Source organism: Paenibacillus sp. FSL F4-0125 (assembly GCF_038008565.1).
In the GTDB taxonomy this organism is placed as follows: domain Bacteria; phylum Bacillota; class Bacilli; order Paenibacillales; family Paenibacillaceae; genus Paenibacillus_AQ.
The window spans coordinates 2,063,405-2,084,407 of record NZ_JBBOZJ010000001.1; the positions used below are offsets into that span (position 1 = coordinate 2,063,405).

Here is a 21,003-nt window from a genome sequence, read left to right on the forward strand (position 1 = left end):
ATTATTAATCTTGAAGCATATACATAAGTCCTACAGTATGCGGGCCGCAATGGCTGCCAATTACACAGCCAGCATGGAGGGTAGCAATTTCGTTCACTTGAGTTTTTTCTCGTAGTGCTGTCTCCAGATAGCGAGCATCCTCTTCCGCCAAGGTATGGACAACGATGAGCAGCTCTTTATCCATTCGATCGACGTTAACCATGGCGTTCTGGAGCATTTGTTCCACGGCTTTTTCTTTTTTACCACGTATTTTACTAGTTGGTACGATGCTGCCGTCTACAAGTCTAAGAACAGGACGAATTTTGAGCAGGCTACCGATGAAATTCTGCATACCTGAACAGCGTCCACCCATATATAAGTAATCTAGCGTATCCACAACGAATTCAGTTTCTACAAGGCTGCGGCTGCGTTCCAGCATCGCTGCAATCTCAACGGCACTTAGACCTTTTTCAGCGGCTCTGACAGCTTTCATAACGAGAAGAGCAATGCCTCCACACAAAGTCTGTGAATCAATAACCTGTACACGCCCCTCAGGAAATTCCCCAGCAGCCAAAAGTGCATTCTGATATGTAGAGGATAGTGACGAGGAGAGGCTGATATATACAATATCATTTCCACTGCTAATTACGGGTTGAAATGCAGCAATGAAATCTGCAGGCGAAGGTGCTGCCGTTTTGGGCAATACACCACTAGCGGCTACACGGCGATACACTTCCTCGGGTGTAATATCTTCACCATCTTTGTAGGTTCCTTCTTCAAATACTACATAAAGCGGAACGATGCCGATGTTATAAGTATCCTTCCAGTTCTGAGGTAAATCGGAAGTGCTGTCTGAAAATATTTTTACATTAGACATGAATTTCTCCTTCACCGATAATCGGACGACAATCGTCATTATTGAATCACATAATCTATTTATTATACCAAGATTGAGCCGATTCTCAAAATGAAATCGTAGAAATTCTGAAAGAAAAAAAGACTATCCGCAATTCCGGATAGTCTAAGTAAGCATTAATTTTTTTTCATAACCGGTATCCAGATCTCACAGCGATAATCATCTGCATCAGGTCTTCCCGGAAGGTATAACTCAAACTCAGGCCCACCTGAATGCTCGTAGCCTGTGGAAGGGAACCACTCTTGGAAAATACGTGCCCATACCTGCTGGATAGCATCCGGCATCGGCCCAACTGAGGTGAACACTGCCCAACTCGCAGCTGGTATCGTCGTAGAAGCGAATCCCTGAGCATCCGTCTCTAGAGAGGCCTCGACAGCAATCCAATAGGAGAAAGTTTCTTTTTCGTGATTAAAATCTTTACAAATACCAAGGATGTCCTTATCAACACCGATCTCAATTAGTTTATCCGACGTACCATTTGCGTTTGCTTCTATCCACAACTGGGGGATGCGGCGCAGATTCTCCCCATTTTTCGTTGTCATTTCCTCAACAAGTCCGATAACATTAAAGGCGTCTCTTGTCTCAATTCTGTAGTCCATTTCTTTATCTCCCTTCAGTGATAGATGGAAGGAGAGTCTTGGGAAAGCTTTGAGCTCTACCCCTGGCTCCCGCGCAGCGGATGGTGTAATTCCATGTGCCTTGCGGAATGCTTTGGCAAACGATTCGGGAGAGTCATATCCGTATTTTAATGCTACATCTAGCACCTTAACTTTAGAAATAGCTAGTTCCTGTGCCGCCAGAGTTAATCTCCGTTTACGGATATAGTCTTTGACTGATACTCCGGTAAGCATGAAGAACATGCGCTGGAAGTGAAAGGGGGAGGAATAAGCTACCTTTGCTATATCTTCTGTATTAAAGGGTTCCTCCATCTTGCTCTCCATATAATCTAAAGCTTCTTTCATGCGGATAAGCCATTCCAAGTCTGCCATCTCCCTTTGAGTTCATACTATCATGCCACCATTTGCAAATCCTGTTATTCCTTGCTCTCTAATGACAGGTTGCTGGTGGAAGAATGATCTTAACAAAATCATCCTATATAGTATAACTCAGGAAGGTGAAGAGAGTCAGCTTTGTAATCTATACACTCTTGCTTCGTATGGACGTAGGATTTCTATTGTTGATGATTCATCCGGGTAATTTCCAATGATTAATTCAGTAACGTTGCTCAGCTCAGCAGAGAGATCAACGGTTTGAAGGACCTCGCTGAAGTTCAGCAGGATTAGCCATTGCTCATCATCTAAAGTTCTAGTGTAGGCATAGATATTTTCATGGTCAGGTAGGAGTAGCTTATACTCCCCATATACCATAATCGGATTCTCTTTGCGTAAAGCAATTAGCTTTTGGTAGTAGTAGAAGATTGAATCAGAATCCGCTAATGCTTGCTCTACGTTAATGTCTTTGTAGATTGGATTCACTTTGAGCCATGGTTCTCCCTCTGAAAATCCAGCATTAAATGATGCATCCCATTGCATTGGAGTACGGGCATTGTCCCGGCCTTTGATATGGATAGCGTTCAGAATTGTATCATGATCTGCGCCACCCTCCGTAACTTTTTCACGGTACATATTCAGAATTTCGATGTCTTTGTAATCTTCCAGCGTTGTGAACTTTACATTCGTCATTCCAATCTCTTCGCCTTGGTAAATATAGGGGGTGCCTTTAAGTGTATGTAGTAAAGTAGCAAGCATTTTGGCAGATATTACGCGGTACTTCCCATCATCACCAAATCGTGAAACCATGCGCGGCTGGTCATGGTTGTTTAAGTATAGACTATTCCAACCCTTGTCAGACAGACCAACCTGCCATTTATGGAGTATGTCGCGCAGCTTGGTTAATGTCCATGGAGCTACGTCCCATTTGCCTCCAGGGCCGGAATCTACGTCCATATGCTCGAATTGGAATACCATCTGAAGCTCTTCGCGATCTTCGTCGGTGTAAAGAACGGCATCCTCTACCGAAGCTCCTGGCGTTTCCCCGACGGTCATAATATCATAGCCTGAAAGCACCTTTTGGTTCATTTCATGTAAAAACTCATGGACCCGGGGTCCATTCATAAAGTAATCGCCGCCCCAAGCCAGTTCCTCTGGTGCTTGGCCTTCGATTTGAAAGGAAGGTAGACCTTCCGCTTTAGAAATCAAATTAATGACGTCCATCCGCAATCCATCCACACCCTTGTCGAGCCAGAAGGTGATCATCTTGTATAGTTCTTCACGCAGCTTTGGATTGTCCCAGTTGAGATCCGGTTGCTTGCGTGAGAACAGATGTAGATAGTATTCACCGGTAGTTTCATCTAGCTCCCAAGCAGGTCCGCTGAATATGGAGCTCCAATTGTTTGGGCGTTCGCCATTTGGTCCACCTGGACGCCAAATATAGTAATCACGGTACGGATTATCTTTTGACGAACGGGACTCTACGAACCATTGATGTTCATCTGAAGAGTGGTTGATTACAAGGTCCATCATTAGTTTAATGCCACGATCATGAAGTCCGGTCAGTAGTTCTTCCCAGTCTTTTAGCGTACCGAATTCATCCATAATGTCTTCATAATCGCTGATGTCATAACCATTATCATCATTTGGCGATTTATATACAGGTGATAACCAAACTACATCGACACCGAGCTTCTGCAAATAATCCAGACGTGAAATGATGCCTTGCAGATCACCAATACCGTCACCATTGCTGTCTTGAAAGCTGCGTGGATAGATTTGGTAGACCACCGCTTCCTTCCAAAAGGTTCTTTTCATTAATAATCACTCCTTAAATTTAAATAAGGTATCCAATTAGGAAAAAAAAGAGACCCTAAAAAGCAATTTGCTTCAAGGGTCTCTTGTGGTGTCGGTTTATACTGTGACGGAATTGCTGTCTGCAGTGATGCTGCTAAGTCCGTTCACGGTATATTCTTTGTCATAGATAGTAATAGAAGCTGGAATATCAGTTTCGTTCGTAACCGTAACCTGTGCGTCCGAAACGCTTACTTTTAGTCGGGAGCCACGGAACATGATTTTGAAAGAGTACGCTGTCCAGTGACCTGGGTTCGATGGGCTAAGAGTCAGTCGGCCATCATGCACACGTAATCCGCCGAAGCCATGTACGATCGACATCCAAGTACCAGCCATACTAGTGCTGTGTAAGCCGTCTTCGGTATCATTGTTATAGTTATCAAGATCCAGTCTTGAAGTACGCAAGTACATTTCATAAGCCTTATCCTTATATCCTAGTTCGCAGGCTAGAATAGAGTGAATACAAGGAGACAGGGAGGACTCATGAACAGTGATCGGCTCATAAAAGTCGAAATTCCGCTTTTTGGTATCAAGATCGTAACGGTCCCCTAGGAAATATAATCCCTGCAGAACGTCTGCTTGTTTAATGAAACAAGAACGCAGGATACGATCCCATGACCATTTTTGGTTTAGTGGCAGGTTCTCAGGTTCCAGGTCCTTGACTTGAATGATCTCTTTGTCTAGGAAACCATCTTGCTGCAAGAAGATACCCAGTTCTTCATCCGCAGGATAATACATCTTGGCGATGATATCATTCCATTTTGCGGTTTCGCTCTCTTGGAGTCCTAGTTTGTCGACTAGTTCTGCATAGCGTGATGTTTCATTCTTTTTAAGATAATCCAGAGCTTCTAGGGTGTATTCCATCGTCCAGGAAGCCATTCGGTTCGTGTACCAGTTATTATTTACGTTGTTTTCATATTCATTAGGTCCGGTTACTCCAAGCATCACATATTTGTCTTTACGGTGTGCATAATGAACACGTTCTTCCCAGAAGCGGGAGATTTCCACTAGAACTTCAAGGCCGTATTGACCAAGATAAGCTTTGTCTCCAGTGTAGTTCACATAGTTGTAAATCGCATAAGCAATGGCACCGTTACGGTGAATTTCTTCAAATGTAATTTCCCACTCATTGTGGCATTCTTCACCGTTCATTGTAACCATTGGGTACAATGCGCCTTTTGCGAAACCAAGCTTACGAGCATTCTCCTTAGCCTTCTCCAAATGCTTGTAACGGTAAATCAACAGGTTGCGAGCAATAGAGGAGTCTGCTGTACTGAGATAGAAGGGAACGCAATACGCCTCTGTATCCCAGTAAGTGCTGCCGCCGTATTTTTCACCTGTAAAGCCTTTAGGTCCGATGTTCAGACGGTCATCTTCACCATTGTAAGTTTGATTCAGCTGGAAAATATTGAAACGAATCGCTTGCTGTGCTGAAACGTCGCCTTCAATAATGATGTCACTTTCTTTCCATTTCTCTCTCCAAGCGTCTATTTGTTCTTTCAGAAGGGTTACAAAACCTGCTTCCTTAGCAGCTTGCAGAGCAGTTTGAGCGGCATCGACCAATTGTCCAAGACCGTGATTACGGGAGGTAACGTTGGCAACATATTTATAGATGACGATTTGATCGCCAGATTGCACGGATACGTTCATTTTACTGGCTACATATTTCTCTTGTTCAATCGCTTCAGCATCAGCGTTGACCTTCTCACCGTTGACAAGGATATCAAAAGCCATAGCAGAGGTTACATGGAAATCAAGTTTTTTAGTCTTAAGGGTGAGGTGTCCACCTTCAGTACCCGCTTGCTTCTCAACTTCATTCCAGAACTTCTCGTCATAGTTGGAATCCTTGTTCTTCACATCACCGTCGAGATAAGGAGTGATCGTAATGTTGCCTGAGAAATTCACAGGAATGATGGAGTAACGAATAGCACCGATTTCTTGACGAGTCATGCTGACAAACCGGATACTTTCAACTTTAACTTCCTTACCATCTTCAAGTGTGGCAGTGAAGCTGCGGGAAAGCGTACCTTCCTTCATGTTAAGGACACGACGGAAATCGGAAACCGTACATTTTGCCAGGTCTAAAGGAGTTCCTTCAATGTCGATGTTAATACCGATCCAGTTCGTGCTGTTCAGTACTTTTGCAAAATATTCAGGATAGCCGTTTTTCCACCAGCCGACCCGTGTTTTATCAGGATAGTACACGCCAGCCATGTAGCTGCCTTGCAGACTACTTCCACTATATTGTTCTTCAAAATTAGCTCGACCACCCATAAATCCGTTGCCAAGGCTAAATACACTTTCAGAGATTTCTTGTGTCTGTGGATCAAAAGATTCTTCAATAATGGACCATTCATCAATTGTTAAATATTGTTTCACGATAACCGGCTCCTTTAAATATGTTGTGGGGATATATAATGAACTCTATCTCTACTTTGGTGCTTGTGAGTCGCTCCGCTGGCGAAAGGTTGTTCCGATCGCTGTTGTCCCCAGATGCTTAAATTTGAAGAATTAAAGGTGAGCAACTGGGGACAAAGGCGAACGCTAACGTTTCTACACAATCCTTTCGCCATCTCCACTTCAAGCGTACCTCTAGATATACATATTTCATTTATAAGTGGAATGTAGCAGGGCGAATCACATTAACACTTTCAGTTGATTAATGTTCGTTAGAATTTAAGCAAAAGATTTTTTGAGCTGTGGCACACTCATATGAGCGAGCGAAGGAACGACGATGTTTGCAGCATTGAGTGTTTCTGGTGAACCAATTCCAACGCTGAACATTCCAGCACGCGACGCAGCTTCAATTCCTGCTTCTGCATCTTCGAAGACAACACAGTGTTTAGGATCAGCACCTAGTGCTTTGGCTCCTAAAAGAAAAACTTCCGGATCAGGTTTAGCAGCACTAGTGTGTGTGCCATCGATGATCGCATCAAAGTAAGGGGTCAATCCTGTATTATTCAATATCGTCATTGCGTTCTTACTAGCAGAACCGAGGGCAACTTTGATGCCATTCTCACGGCATTCTTTTAGAAAATCAAGCGCACCTGGCAAAATCTCTGAGCTATCCATCTTCGCAATATATTCGACATAACGATTATTCTTTTGTTCCGCAAGCTTAGCTTTCTCTTCTTCATCGATAGTTAGTCCGCCGATTTCCAGCAAAATATTTAATGAGGCAGTTCTGCTGACTCCTTTAAGGCGTTCGTTATCTTGTTCTGTGAAGAGAAACCCCAGGCCATCTGCAAGCTCTTTCCATGCGATATAATGGTATTTGGCAGTATCAACGATAACACCATCCAAATCGAACAAGCAGGCTTTAATTTCCGTCATTGTAGTACCTCCTAAAAAGTTGTGACAGTATCGTGATCCGTTGCTAATCGTATCTGAGTTTTATTTCGATCGTATAAGTTTAGCTTAAGATAGTTAAGTTTATCCTAACCTCACAATCGAATATTCACCCTGAAAAGAACTGGATCAAGAAGATTTAAATGATTTAGCGCAAACGTTTGTACACATTTTCAAAAAATAAATGAAGCGTTTAATCGCTTCACTTATTCATTCGGTTTTGTTCTTAGCATGAGAGTACATAGAAGACTCTCTCACGATCAGGCGATGTGGAATAACAAATCGGTTCGTATAACCAGCATCGTGATTCGGACTCTTGATATTCTGAATAAGTACCTGAGATGCAGTGTATCCAAGATGATAAATTCCGATATCAATGCTACTGATCGGAGGGCTGGATAATTCAGATAATGGAATATTGTTAAAGCTTACAATAGCGAGATCGTCAGGAACTTTGTAGTTCAGTTCATTCAATCCGCGTAAAATTCCGAACGACACCATATCATCCACTGCAACAAGAGCAGTAGGCCGGTTAGGCAAATTCATGAAAAAAGACATCGCTCTATATCCGCTATCCTGTAGAAATTCACCTTCTACAATCCATTCATCACGCATTTCAAGACCGCTATTCAGCAATGCTTTACGGTATCCTGCGAGACGATCGCGAGAAACAATTAGATTCGGCGGTCCACTTACGAAGCCAATACGTTCATGACCCATTGAAATGAGGTGGTTTGTAGCATCATATGCTGCCATCACATTATCGTTATCGACAGATAAAATATTCTCATATCGATCACTTCGGCCTACCAGTACGAATGGGTAATCGTTACTCTCTAGAAAATCAATAACAGCATCATCTGTACGAGAGTAAAGCAGAATAACACCATCTACTCGACGACCCTTTAGAAGTCTTGAAACGGCTTCCAATTCTTCCTTCTCGTTTGCTCCGGAGCTAATTAACACATCGTAGCCGGAACGGCTAGCTTGTGTAACGATCCCCCGGATTAATTCCATAAAAAATAGATTTGAGAACAGCTCTTCAGCTGGTTTAGGAAGACTGAAGCATATGCTGTTTGTAGTTTTCGACACTAGACTCTTAGCCATCATGTTAGGTGTATAGCCCATATCTTCCATAATAGCTTTAACCTTGCGGGAAGTTTCCAGGCTGATTCTGGGGTGATTGGACAATACCCGGGATACCGTGGAGGGAGATACTCCCGCTTTCTTGGCCACATCCTTAATGGTAACTGTCATAGAAACCTCCTTATGGAACCGTTTGCTTTACAAAGTAATATTAATCCATGAGTTCTAAATTGTAAATAGATAAAGTCATTTGGAAGGGCAATATTGCAACTTTTGGAAAGAGTATTAGAAATTTATGTGTAAAATTGTTTGTTTTCACCAAAAAAGAATGAATGATTTAGCTAGATTGATCTTAATATGAATAAAAGATATCCATTTTCTTCGAAAGGAGCAATTCGTAAATGCAAACGTGTGGCTTAAATTTTTTTTGTAACAATTCGATTCGAGGAATGGAATTAGAGAGACTTTCAAAAAATCAGATAAATCCTAATGGGATTACCAGGTTAACTTTTCTTTATTTTTACTTTTGTGAGAAATTGAGTTTGTTCAATACAAAAAAATACTGGTTGACAATACCATAAATACAGCATTAGTATGTAAATCAAAATATAGCAAGCGTTTACATTGGCTGAGTTCGGGTTGAATTCGGTGCACTAAAGAATAGTTTTATGTACTTAGGTTTGTGCAAGGCTTTTTGCAAACGTTTGCACTGATTTCATGGTTTTGTGATGATCTTTTACTTTGATAAGGATGGTGATGCTGTTAATCCGGTTTGACGAGCCGCACACATAGACCTTCTTTAACTACAGAAGGAAGACGCATGATTTCATAACCTCAGAATAATTGGCGGGGTTCGAGAAATTATGTATCCGCTTGCACAAAGGGAATTCATAATCATGGGAGGTTTTACAGAATGAAAATAACTTTATGGGGCAAGAGGGCATTCGCGATCTTCATGATCGTTGCTCTTGTGTTCTCCAGTCTCGGGTTACACCCAGTTAAGGTTTCAGCAGAAACGACTAAGGTAGTTTTGGTCGGAGATTTACAGTCCAAGTTTACATCCACTGGGTCAGAAACTCCTGGAAAGGATTGGGATGAGAAATCAGTAGTCACCCAAATGACATACTCGGAAAATGGTCTGTATACATTTACAGGCAATTTGCCAGCAGGGGAATATAACTACAAGGTTACCCTAAATGATAGCTGGACTGAGAACTATGGATTTTCAAAGTACACAAATCCTCAAGGGAAAAATGATGGGGAGAATATCCACATAAAGCTAGAAACAGATTCGACTGTAACCTTTTATTATAATGATATTACTCATAGAATAGCTGATTCTACGTACTATACGCCAATTGCTGCGGGTAAGCTGCCAAGATTGACAGGAAGCCTGCCAGCAGATGCATTATCCACATTATCAGATCCTGATTTTGATGGTGTGTACAGTACAGTTGTTACTGTGCCGCAGGGAGATTACACCTATAAGGTGTTTGTACCGGGAGCTATAGAATCAGAAGATATGTCTTATCCAGAGACCGATCTGACATTGAGTTTACCGTTAGATCTTAAGGTAACCTTCATGTACAATTCTGCAGATCACAGTGTGAGCGCAGAATATAAAATTCCTACTGGACCAGTAGAGGTTACTCCAGTTCCAGCAGGACACATACGTGTTCACTATAAGGCTAGCGATTACACCGATAAGGGATTGTGGCTGTGGGGTGATGTTGTAACTCCTTCTGTTGATTGGGCTATGGGTGCGACTCCTTTCCCTGATGGGCAAATTGATTCTTTTGGAGTTTACGTTGATGTGCCGATTAAGGATGGGGCTAAGAAAATCTCTTTTATTGCACTTAAACGTGCTAGTGGTGCCAAAGACGGTGGAGACAAGAACTTCTCAATTAACACTCCACAAACTAATGAAGTATGGATCACAGAAGGCTCTGATGTAGTTACGCCTTATGAACCGGTTAAGCTTCCGGAAAATACCGTTCGGATCCACTATATGAGATCTGATACTAATCATGATCAGTATGGATTATGGCTGTGGGATGATGTGTCCACACCTTCGGATACACTTGGTTCTTGGCCGACTCCTGCGACGCCTTTCCAAGTGGATCAAAAGGACAATTTCGGTGCTTATGTCGATGTTCCACTCATAGAGGGTGCCAAGAAAATTGGCTTTATTGTAATGAAGCCTTCGAACGGAGATAAAGACGGGGACAATAAAACCTTCAGCTTGTTAGATCGTTATAATCAGCTGTGGGTTAAAGAAGGAGACAACAATGTATATGTTTCACCGTTTGGTGAAACACCTATCGGTTTAGTTTCCGCAGAAGTGTTATCGACAAGCAAAATACTTCTTGGCTTCACGTTAACTGACGGTTTGGATGCAGCAGTATTAAAGAATGAGATTACCGTTAAAGATAAAGACGGTGCTTCTATTCCTGTGTCTGCTGTAACCATTACTAGCAAAACTTCAATAGAAGTGGATACAGAAGCTTTTGATCTGGATAATGTTCCGCTTAGTATTACTTACTCTGGTAAAACAGTTTCAGCCGTTAGTGGCTGGAGAATGCTTGATGAAATGTACAATTATACAGGAGACGATTTAGGGGCTACGTATAACGCTGACAAAACAGCCACATTAAAATTGTGGGCACCTAAAGCAAGTTCGGTCGTTGTTAATGTATACGATAAAAATGACTCCAACGTGCACGTGGGTAGTGTGGATTTAACGAGCGGAGAGAAGGGAGTATGGTCGGTCAATTTGAAGCCGACTGATTTGACTGGCACAAACACGAATGATGTAAGAGGATTCTTTTATCAATATGAAGTAACGAATGACGGTGTAACCAATAACGTGCTTGATCCTTATGCTAAGTCAATGGCGGTATTTACTGTGGATACCACTGGTGCTGCTGGTGCTGGCGGGGATACAGTTGGTAAAGCGGCTATCGTTGATTTAAGCCAGACGAATCCTGATACTTTTGGTTATGCTGACATTGAAGGTTATGAAAAACGCGAGGACGCTATCATTTACGAAGTTCATGTACGAGACTTTACATCGGATGTGTCGATCGTGGATAGCTTGAGTGGCGAAAGATGGGGCTCTTATAGCGCCTTTGAAAAGAAGCTCGATTATATTAAGTCTCTCGGTGTAACTCATATTCAATTGCTTCCTGTAATGGCTTGGTATTATGGGGACGAAACGAAGATGGGTAATAGAGAAACAGATTATTCCGCTAAAAACAATGAATACAACTGGGGATATGATCCTCACAACTACTTCTCCCCAGATGGTGCTTATTCTCAGCATCCTGCTGATCCTGAAGCGCGAATCAAAGAATTAAAAGGTTTGATTGACGCTGTACATGAAGCTGGAATGGGTGTCATTCTGGATGTAGTGTACACACACATGGCTAAAAAAGAATTTTTAAACGACATCGTACCTAATTATTACGCATTCCAAGATGCAAATGGCAACTTTATCGGAGGCTTCGGAAACAATCTGGCCACCAACCACAAAATGGCTGAGAAATTGATGGTAGATTCCGTGAAATACTGGTTTGAAGAGTACAAGATTGATGGAATGCGCTGGGATATGATGGGCGATGCGACAGCAGAGGCTGTGCAGCATGCTTATGATGCCGCGGCAGAAATTAATCCGAAGGCTCTTTTTATCGGTGAAGGGTGGAGAACATTTGGTGGCGCTGCAGCCGATCCTTCCCTTGCTGGGAAAGGTGCGGATCAGGACTGGATGGACAAAACGGATAGCGTCGGTGTTTTCTCTGATGAATTCCGTAATGAATTGAAATCTGGTTATGGCTCTGAAGGTCAACCTAGATTTATTACCGGCGGTGCGCGTCCAATTACGACAATCTTTAACAATATTAAAGCACAACCATCAAATACGCCCGCTGATGATCCAGGGGATATCGTTCCGTACATCGAAGCGCATGACAACTTGACGCTACATGATGTGATCGCACAAACGATCAAGAAGGATCCTACAATTGCAGAGAATGAGCTTGAAATCCAGAAGCGGATTAGACTTGGCAACATGCTTGTTCTAACCTCTCAAGGAACGGCCTTTATTCATGCAGGCCAGGAATATGGTCGTACTAAGCAGTGGAAGGATACTACGGTTCCTCAGGATAAATACACTGAAATGTTTGATAGCGAAGGTAAATCCTTTGGTTATTTCATTCACGATTCGTATGATTCTTCGGATGCGGTCAACATGTTTGACTGGACGAAAGCAACGGATGAATCACAGTTCCCTGTTCAGAATACGACAAGAAAATATACTTCAGGTCTAATGGAACTGAGAAAGTCTACCGACGCATTCCGATTGGGAGACAAGGATCTGGTAGATTCCAATGTTAACCTAATTCCTGCTCCAGAAATGAAGACAGATGATCTTGTTATTGGTTATTCAAACAAAGCTACAGATGGCACAGGTATCTATTATGTTTTCATGAATGGCGATAGCACAGCTAGAACACTGACCCTTTCAGAGGATTTGACGACTGGTCAGGTGCTTGTCGACAATGATGAAGCAGGTGTTGCTGCGATTCCGGTTGGTCAATGGAGTGGCTTCTCCTTAACAGCAAATTCAATTACCCTAGATCCTTTGACTGCTGTGATTATTAAAAAGGAAGCTGCAGCCGCTGCACTTACTTCTTTGGAGACCGATAGCGCGAGCTACACACTGGCAGCAGGCAAGACGCACAATACCTCTGTTTTTGCGAGATATGATGACAATAGTAGAAGAAATGTTACGCAAGTGGCTACTTACACTTCCAATAAACCTGAAGTGGCTACAGTAAACAATAAAGGTCAAGTGAAAGCAATTGGTAAAGGAACGGCCAAAATTACAGTAACTTATGGTGGGATTTCTACAACTGTAACTGTTAACGTTACTGACAAGCGCTATGTCCAATTTACCTATACTCGTAGTGATAAGGACTATACGGGTTGGAATATCTGGGTTTGGAATACGGGAGTTAAAAATGACCAGATTGATTTTACTACCTTTAAGGATGGTAAAGCGAGTGTTCTAATTGAAGTTGCTGAGAATGCGACAAACATGGGATTCGTCATTCGTAAAGGTCAAGGTGATGATTGGTCACATAAGGATGACTATCCGGATGATCGTACAATTCCATTAACGCCAGGAGAAGGGTTCACTAAAGTGAACGTAACTAGTGGGGTTAAGGAGTTTGATATCAGCCCAAGTATTAGCGGCCCAATTCTAAAAGATGGAACAATCACTTTCTTATACCGCGATGATGCCTTGTTCCGTAATGATAATATGACTGCGATTACAGCTGCTAAAGTAAAAGTGAACGGTAAGTCGTATCCAATGGTTTACGATTCCGCTAAGGAGTGGTTCACTTACACGTTGACTGATTTAGTAGAAGGTACGTATAAGTATACGTTCTTGATCACGAAGAACGGTGTCACTACTGAATTAACGGATCCTAAGAATACGGTGAATGATGAATCTGTTGTTGTGTATCATATTCCTGACGTTTCAATTACGACATCCGTAAGTCCGGAAGCAGTTACATCAAATCAGAATGCGGTTGTAACGATCAATGCATCTTCTTTAGAAGATGTAACGTATTCGGAAGGATATATGGATTTAACTAACCTTGAAGGATCAAGCAAAGTTAAGCTGGATACGGAGCTGATGAAACAGACAGTTGCTGTGAAGGACACGGTGTCAGCGGGGATCAAAAATATTCCGATTACGCTCGTGGACCAGTACGGAAATGCACATAAAGAAAACGCTAAACTCGAGGTAAAAGCGAGAACCTACACAGGTGATAAGCTGGATTTTGATTGGGATGAGGCTCGTATATACTTCGCGCTTACAGACCGCTTCAAAGACGGAGATCCAACAAATAATGAGAATGTAGATAAAGATCAACTGGAAGCATACCACGGTGGTGATTTCCGAGGAATGATCGACAATCTCGATTATTTGCAAGAACTTGGTATTAACACGCTTTGGATTACGCCAATTGTAGATAATATTGATTTTAATAAAGGTGATGGCTTCAAACAATACGGATATCATGGATATTGGGCCAAGGACTTTACAAAGCTTGACGAGCATCTTGGTGATATGGAGACCTTCAAGGAATTGATCGAAAAGGCACATGACAAGGGCATCAAGATCATGGTCGACGTTGTACTCAATCATACGGGCTACGGTTTAAAGGCTGAGGATAAAGAGCCGACGATTACAGCTGAGGATAAAGCACGTTTTGAAGGAATGCTTCGTACGGATGGTGTATCCGCGGATACAGATCCAATCAAAGGCGAGCTTGCAGGATTGCCGGATTTCAAAACGGAAGATCCAGCCGTTCGTGAAAAAATTATTGCTTGGCAAACAGGATGGTTAGATAACGCTCGGACGGAACGTGGAGATACGATTGACTATTTCCGTGTGGATACAGTCAAACATGTAGAAGATACAACTTGGAAAGCATTTAAAAATGCACTGACTTCAATTGATCCAAACTTCAAAATGACCGGTGAATACTTTGGCGGAACCATTGATAGCAATGGTGGAATGCTCGAAACAGGCCAGATGGACGGACTGCTTGATTTTGGATTTAATGATGCTGCGAAAGACTTTACTGATGGTAAAGTTAACAGTGTTGATTCCTATTTGCAGGAACGAGAGTTAAAGATTGATAACACGAAGATGATGGCTCAATTCCTGAGTAGTCATGATGAGGATGGCTTCTTGTCTAATTACGTGGACGGAGATAAAGGCAAGCTGAAAATCGCAGCCGCTCTGCAAATCACAGCCAAGGGACAGCCAGTCATTTACTACGGAGAAGAACTGGGGAAATCGGGCAAAAATGCAGGAGACATGTCTAAAGGTGAGTTCAACGAGAATCGTAAAGATATGCCTTGGGATCAGTTGACTGCAGAGAAACCACTTCATGATCATTATCAGAAGCTGTTAAATATTCGTGCAAAATACTCCAAAGTGTATTCCAAAGGTACGCGCACGAAGCTGGCGGGTTCAGATGATTTAGGTTTTCTAGCTTTCAACAAATATTATGGCAATGAGAATGTTGTGACGGCTATCAACACCAACAACAGTGTAGTATCCGCAACGATTCCTGTACCGTTTGTTCCTAACTCATCTGTAACAGATGAATATAGCGGCAAAACCTACACAGTATCCGCTGATCAAAAAGTAATCATTGATCTACCGAGTAGAGATGATGGTGGAACGGTTATTCTATCTGGAGTATCTAAAGTGACACCAACACCTGGTGGAGCTGTTGTTAACCCTACAACTCCTGCTGATACTCAAGTTATCAGTGAAGACAGTTTGAAAAACGGTAAAGATGGTAAGGTACAAATTGAAATTGCCTCTGGTAAGACATCAATCCTCTTACCATTGCATGCTGCACAAACGTTGGGAACTAATGACTTAGTTCTTAAAGTGGGGGATCTATTAGTTACTATCCCTAACAAACTGTTAAGCACAATACCAAGTTTAGCTTCAGGTGTGGATGCGGATGGTGCTCAAATCCTGTTGGAGCTGAAACCATTGATCCAGTCTGCTACAAAAGCATTAATCGATGGTTTAAACAAAGAGATGGGGACCGTAACTTCGCTTTCCGATGTGTTTGAACTGAGACTTAGCATTCTGAAGAAAGATGGTACTCGGATAGTAGTTAAGAAGTTCGATGAGCCAATTACGATATCGTTTAAGATTAAAGGTCAATCGAATAAAGATCTATTGGGGATTTACTATTTAGGCGATAATGGCGAGCTTGAGTACGTAGGTGGACAGCTCAATGGAGACGTGATATCTACACAAGTCACGCACTTTAGTAAATATGCCGTACTTGAGATTGTTAAGTCGTTCAAGGATGTTCCATCTACTTATTGGGCATTCCACGCCATTCAGTCCCTTGCTGCAAAACAAATTGTTTCAGGGGTTACAACAACCGAGTTTGATCCTAAGAGCAATGTTAGCCGTGCGGAATTTACCGCATTGCTAGTTCGCGCACTTGGTTTAAAGGCAGAAGGGCAGGTTCAATTTACGGATATCAAGTCAGATGCATGGTATTTATCATATGTAGCAACAGCTTCTAAGCTGGGTATTGTGAGTGGTCGCAGCAATGATACATTTGCGCCGAATGCTTCCATTACCCGTGAGGAAATGGCTGTCATGGTGATCCGTGCGCTTGAAGTGAAGTCTGTTAAGAAGATCGAACCTGTAGCGGGTTCAAAGGCGTTTGCAGATGCTTCTAGCATAAGCAAGTGGGCAGACGGCTATGTGAAGGCTGCAGCAGAGCTAGGGTTGCTTCAGGGCAGAGGGAATAATCATTTTGCTCCTAAAGGATGGATGACCCGCGCCGAAAGCGCACAAATTATTTATACGCTAATGAGCAAGTAAAACTGGACTTCGGTGTGCTGATGTTAGTGCACCGAAGTATTAGTAGTTGCTAGTAATATGACAGTCATTCTTATTAAGCTCTAATAGAAAACAGGGTATCTCACAGCTATCATAGCTAGTGAGATACCCTGTTTTTGTTATGTTTAATACGATTGGAGGTATTTGTAACTAAACGATTGCCTTAAGTATAGTGAAACCATAAGCAGGCATCTTCATGATTAGCTTGCCTCTTTCTGCACGCACTGTATCGCCAGTGAACAAGTTCTCCCAATTTTTCTCATCTACGTCAATACGAAACGTCTGAGCAGTCTCTTCACTGTTAATCAGTACAACTATAGTCTCAAGATCTAATCGGCGCTCATAGGCTAGCTTACTGCCTTGTCGACCTGCCTCCAAGAAGGTAAATGTCCCCGTACGAAGTGCTGGTTGCTCATGGCGTATTTGAATGAGCTGGCGATAGAATTCGAATAGATTATGATCCTGCTGTTCAGGGTTCCATTCCATGCATTTACGACAACCTGGATCACCATCACCGTCCATTCCGAACTCGTCGCCATAATAGATACAAGGAGTACCCATAAAGGTGAATTGGAATAGTGAAGCTAATCGCATTTTATTTTTATCCCCTGCAGCCAGCGTAAGCAACCGCGGAGTATCATGACTATCTAACAGATTGAAAGCAACTTCACTTGCTTGCAGTGGGTAGCGCGATAACTGCCGGCCAATAGAATTGGCAAATCCTTCAGCATCAAGGCTTCCATGAACAAAGAAGTCGAGGACGGCATCAGTAAAAGGATAATTCATCACGGCATCAAATTTATCACCTTCCAGCCACGGAGCAGATTCATGCCAGATTTCTCCAAGGATGTAGGCCTCAGGATTAGCGCGCTTCACCACTTTTCGGAATTCACGCCAGAAATCATGATCTACTTCATTGGCCACATCGAGGCGCCAACCATCGATTCCAACTTCTGTGATCCAAAATTCTGCGACCTTCAGCAAGTACTCTTTAACCTCAGGATGTTCTGTATTAAGCTTTGGCATATGTGCTTCAAATGCAAAAGTGTCATAAGTAGGAATGCCGTTTACAACCTGAAGTGGGAATTCACGAATATGGAACCAATCTTTGTAGATGGAGTCTTCTCCCTTTTCCTTAACATCCAAAAACGGAGCGAAAGTGCCACCGGAATGATTAAATACAGCGTCTAACAGCACACGAATACCACGTTTATGGCAGTTATCGACGAGTTTTTTTAACGTTGCAATATCCCCGAAATGCGGATCAACTTGCATATAATCTTCTGTATCGTATTTATGATTAGTAGTTGCAGTGAAAATTGGTGTGAAATAAATAGCATTGATGCCAAGCTCGTTTAGATGATCAAGATGATCGATAACCCCTTGCAGGTCACCGCCAAAAAAATTGGTCGGTGTTGGCTCTTCTCCCCATGGCTGAACATTTTCTGGATCAAGACTAGGGTCGCCATTTGCAAAGCGTTCAGGGAAGATCTGATAGAAAACGGCGTCCTTTACCCAGGCTGGTGGAGTGAATACATCAACGGGGTTAATAAATGGGAACTCGAAGAGCTTGTTTGGACTTTCTGGCCGGTTCGTTTGAAAATCATTTTCGGTCATCCAAATTTTTTCGTCATCTTTTTGCAGTAAGAATCCGTATTTTAATCGGCGATAGATGGGAACCGAGGCACATTCCCAATAATCGAACATTGCATCAGAGGTGAAGAGGGTCATAGGAATTAGCTCTTTCGTGGTGTCCCAAGTGTATTTATCTCCTGCAAAAGCAAATACTTCTGTTAAGTCACCTTTTTTAGCGCGTAGACGCAAGTGAATTGTGCTCTCATTATAGGCATAAGACCAATTTAACCGAGGGCGATGATAGACAGCTTCCAGTAACATGAATAAATCCTCCTAAAGTTTTGTAAGCGATACTTCCCTGACCAGCTTCGGCAAAACTACCTCGAAAGCATACGCTTAGTTTTGTAAGCGATACTTCCCTGACCAGCTTCGGCAAAACTACCTCGAAAGCATACGCTTAGTTTTGTAAGCGATACTTCCCTGACCAGCTTCGGCAAAACTACCTCGAAAGCATACGCTTTTTGTAAGCGATACTTCCCTGACCAGCTTCGGCAAAACTACCTCGAAAGCATACGCTTAGTTTTGTAAGCGATACTTCCCTGACCAGCTTCGGCAAGACTACCTCGAAAGCATACGCTTAGTTTTGTAGGCGATACTTCCCTGACCAGCTTCGGCAAAACTACCTTGAAAGCATACGCTTAGTTTTGTAGGCGATACTTCCCTGTACAATCCACCACAGCGCGTGGGTTTTAGAATGTCGCTATTGTTATTGGTTGCACAAATTCTTATGCAACATGCGCAAAAAATGAGGTAAACTTGCACATAACAAAGAAGGCACAACCGCCGCGAAGTAGCTTGTCCGAGGTTGTACCTTTCATAAGTAACATTGCCTTTTAATTATATAAAACAGGAGGCAGTCAATAGATGCAATGATTCATGTTGGATAGCCTCTTAACGATTTGGATTATAGCATGGAATAAAAGGGCTTTCAATACTCTTGTTCAAACCATTGCACAAATTTTCACTTGAGGATATGAGTGTTTCTACTGCCCGATAATTGTAAATCTACTGGAAAAGTGAATTTGTGGTATATCAGGGGGTAATAAAATAGCAATTCCAATTTTAAACACATGAATAATTGATTAATTAAAAGATATCATGTGAAAAATGGAGATAAATGCCTATAGAGTCTATTTATTAATGAAAAATGGTCAAATATGGTATGTGCAAACGTTTTTAAAAACAAACGATACTGTTGTATGATGTATTCATGAATGAAGCGCTTTCTTGCTCTGCCAAGTGCAGCTAAAGAAGGAGCGGGCTAAAAGAATAACTTTTTTTAGCCTTTCTGAAATCGTTTGCGCAAGTTTCTGCTCTACTATTTTACCATCTTACGCTTTTTTAAAATTGGGAGGGGTTAAAGTAATGAAGTTGAAAAAAATGATGGTTATCACTGCTGCTGTCTCCATGGCACTGTCCGTTACAGCATGTGGTTCGAGCAACAACGGTGGGAATAACGGTAACGCAGCAAAAGCTACTAATGCTGCTAATAACACTGCAGAGACTGCTGCGCCAGAGAGTACAGATGCAGCAGCAGTGACAGATGAGATCGTACCTGAAGAAGGCGCAAGTCTAATTGTATGGGAAAGTAAAGAAGAAAGAGCATTTGCAGATGAGATTGCTAAGGAGTTCACTGCGAAATATAACGTTCCAGTCAAGATTGAAGAGTTGGCACCACCGGATCAAGTAACTAAACTTACTCAGGATGGTCCTTCAGGATTAGCAGCAGATGTTATTCTTATCCCTCATGATAACTTAGGTAAAGCGGCAAGCGCGAGCTTGGTTCTTCCTAACGATGTCTTCGGTGAAGAAACAAAGGCTAACAACACTGAAGCATCAATTATCGGATCTTCGTACGATGGTGAATTGTATGGTTACCCAAGAGCAGCAGAAACATATGCATTGTTCTACAATAAATCACTCGTTAAAGAAGCACCTAAATCATTCGATGATGTACTAGCATTCAGCAAAACATTCACGGATAAATCCAAGAACAAATACGGAATTATGTGGGAAGTAGGAAACTTGTACTTCAACTACATGTTTATCGCTTCCGATGGTGGATACCTCTTCGGTAAGAACGGTACAGATAAAGAAGATATCGGACTTGCTAACGATGGAGCTATTGCAGGACTTAAAGAATTTGTGAAAATGAAAGAAGCATTGCCGATTAAGAGCGGAGATATCAATAGTGATATCAAACGCAGCTTGTTCAACACAGGTGATGTTGCCATGGATATCACAGGTCCTTGGGAGCTTGCAGGTTACAAAGCAGCCCTTGGTGACAATCTAGGTATTGCACCGATCCCTACAGTGAATGGCAAAACATCGATTACATTCTCTGGTATCAAAATTTTCGCAGTAAACTCGTTTACTCAATATCCAAATGCTGCTAAATTGTACGCAAACTTTGCTTCTAGCAAAGACGCACAGCTTTTATTGAACAAATTGGTTGGTTCAGTTCCAACTAACAACGATGCACTTGCTGATCCGCAAATCGTTGACGATCCATTCGTATCCGCATTTGCAGCACAAGCTAAGAGCTCCCAGCCAATGCCTTCCATTCCTGAAATGGGTAACGTATGGAGCCCTGTAAATGCAGCACTCCCAGAAATTTGGGATAAGAATGTAGATCCAAAAGCAGCTATGGATAAAGCCGTTCAACAAATCAAAGATTTGAATAACGGTGCTGCTCAATAAGGATCATAAAACACAGTCTTAATAGCATACAGTGA

At 42.2% G+C, this 21,003-nt stretch carries 9 protein-coding genes; 2 read left to right on the plus strand and 7 right to left on the minus strand.

Going from position 1 to position 21,003, the window contains the following annotated elements:
* Window positions 1-4 precede the first annotated feature (4 nt).
* The 6 genes from NST74_RS08900 to NST74_RS08925 all read right to left on the minus strand — a co-directional run bounded on the left by NST74_RS08900 (window position 5) and on the right by NST74_RS08925 (window position 8,343).
* Window positions 5-856: a DegV family protein gene (locus tag NST74_RS08900; protein ID WP_042125815.1), complete on the minus strand. Its 852-nt coding sequence runs from the start codon at window positions 854-856 to the stop codon at window positions 5-7.
* Between the two features lie 155 nt (window positions 857-1,011).
* Complete coding sequence (locus NST74_RS08905) at window positions 1,012-1,875, minus strand: AraC family transcriptional regulator (protein WP_341111589.1); 864 nt, start codon at window positions 1,873-1,875, stop codon at window positions 1,012-1,014.
* Between the two features lie 144 nt (window positions 1,876-2,019).
* The gene (locus NST74_RS08910) at window positions 2,020-3,702 is read right to left on the minus strand and encodes a glycoside hydrolase family 13 protein (RefSeq protein WP_341111590.1); all 1,683 of its coding nucleotides are present in this window, start codon (window positions 3,700-3,702) and stop codon (window positions 2,020-2,022) included.
* Window positions 3,703-3,798: 96 nt separating this feature from the next.
* Window positions 3,799-6,117: a glycoside hydrolase family 65 protein gene (locus tag NST74_RS08915; RefSeq protein ID WP_341111591.1), complete on the minus strand. Its 2,319-nt coding sequence runs from the start codon at window positions 6,115-6,117 to the stop codon at window positions 3,799-3,801.
* 297 nt (window positions 6,118-6,414) lie between these two features.
* Window positions 6,415-7,071, minus strand: coding sequence for a beta-phosphoglucomutase (gene pgmB / locus NST74_RS08920; protein ID WP_042125822.1), 657 nt, complete (start codon window positions 7,069-7,071; stop codon window positions 6,415-6,417).
* 225 nt (window positions 7,072-7,296) lie between these two features.
* A complete protein-coding gene (locus NST74_RS08925) occupies window positions 7,297-8,343 on the minus strand; it encodes a LacI family DNA-binding transcriptional regulator (protein WP_339290024.1) in 1,047 nt (348 codons plus the stop codon).
* Between the two features lie 742 nt (window positions 8,344-9,085).
* Here NST74_RS08925 and NST74_RS08930 point away from each other — a divergent pair.
* On the plus strand, window positions 9,086-16,615 hold the full coding sequence (locus tag NST74_RS08930) for a pullulanase (protein ID WP_341111592.1): 7,530 nt from the start codon (window positions 9,086-9,088) through the stop codon (window positions 16,613-16,615).
* 168 nt (window positions 16,616-16,783) lie between these two features.
* Here NST74_RS08930 and NST74_RS08935 read toward each other — a convergent pair whose 3' ends face one another.
* Complete coding sequence (locus NST74_RS08935) at window positions 16,784-18,529, minus strand: alpha-glycosidase (RefSeq protein WP_341111594.1); 1,746 nt, start codon at window positions 18,527-18,529, stop codon at window positions 16,784-16,786.
* 1,104 nt (window positions 18,530-19,633) lie between these two features.
* Between NST74_RS08935 and NST74_RS08940 the strand changes: the two genes are divergently transcribed.
* Window positions 19,634-20,968, plus strand: coding sequence for a sugar ABC transporter substrate-binding protein (locus tag NST74_RS08940; protein WP_341111596.1), 1,335 nt, complete (start codon window positions 19,634-19,636; stop codon window positions 20,966-20,968).
* Window positions 20,969-21,003 lie beyond the last annotated feature (35 nt).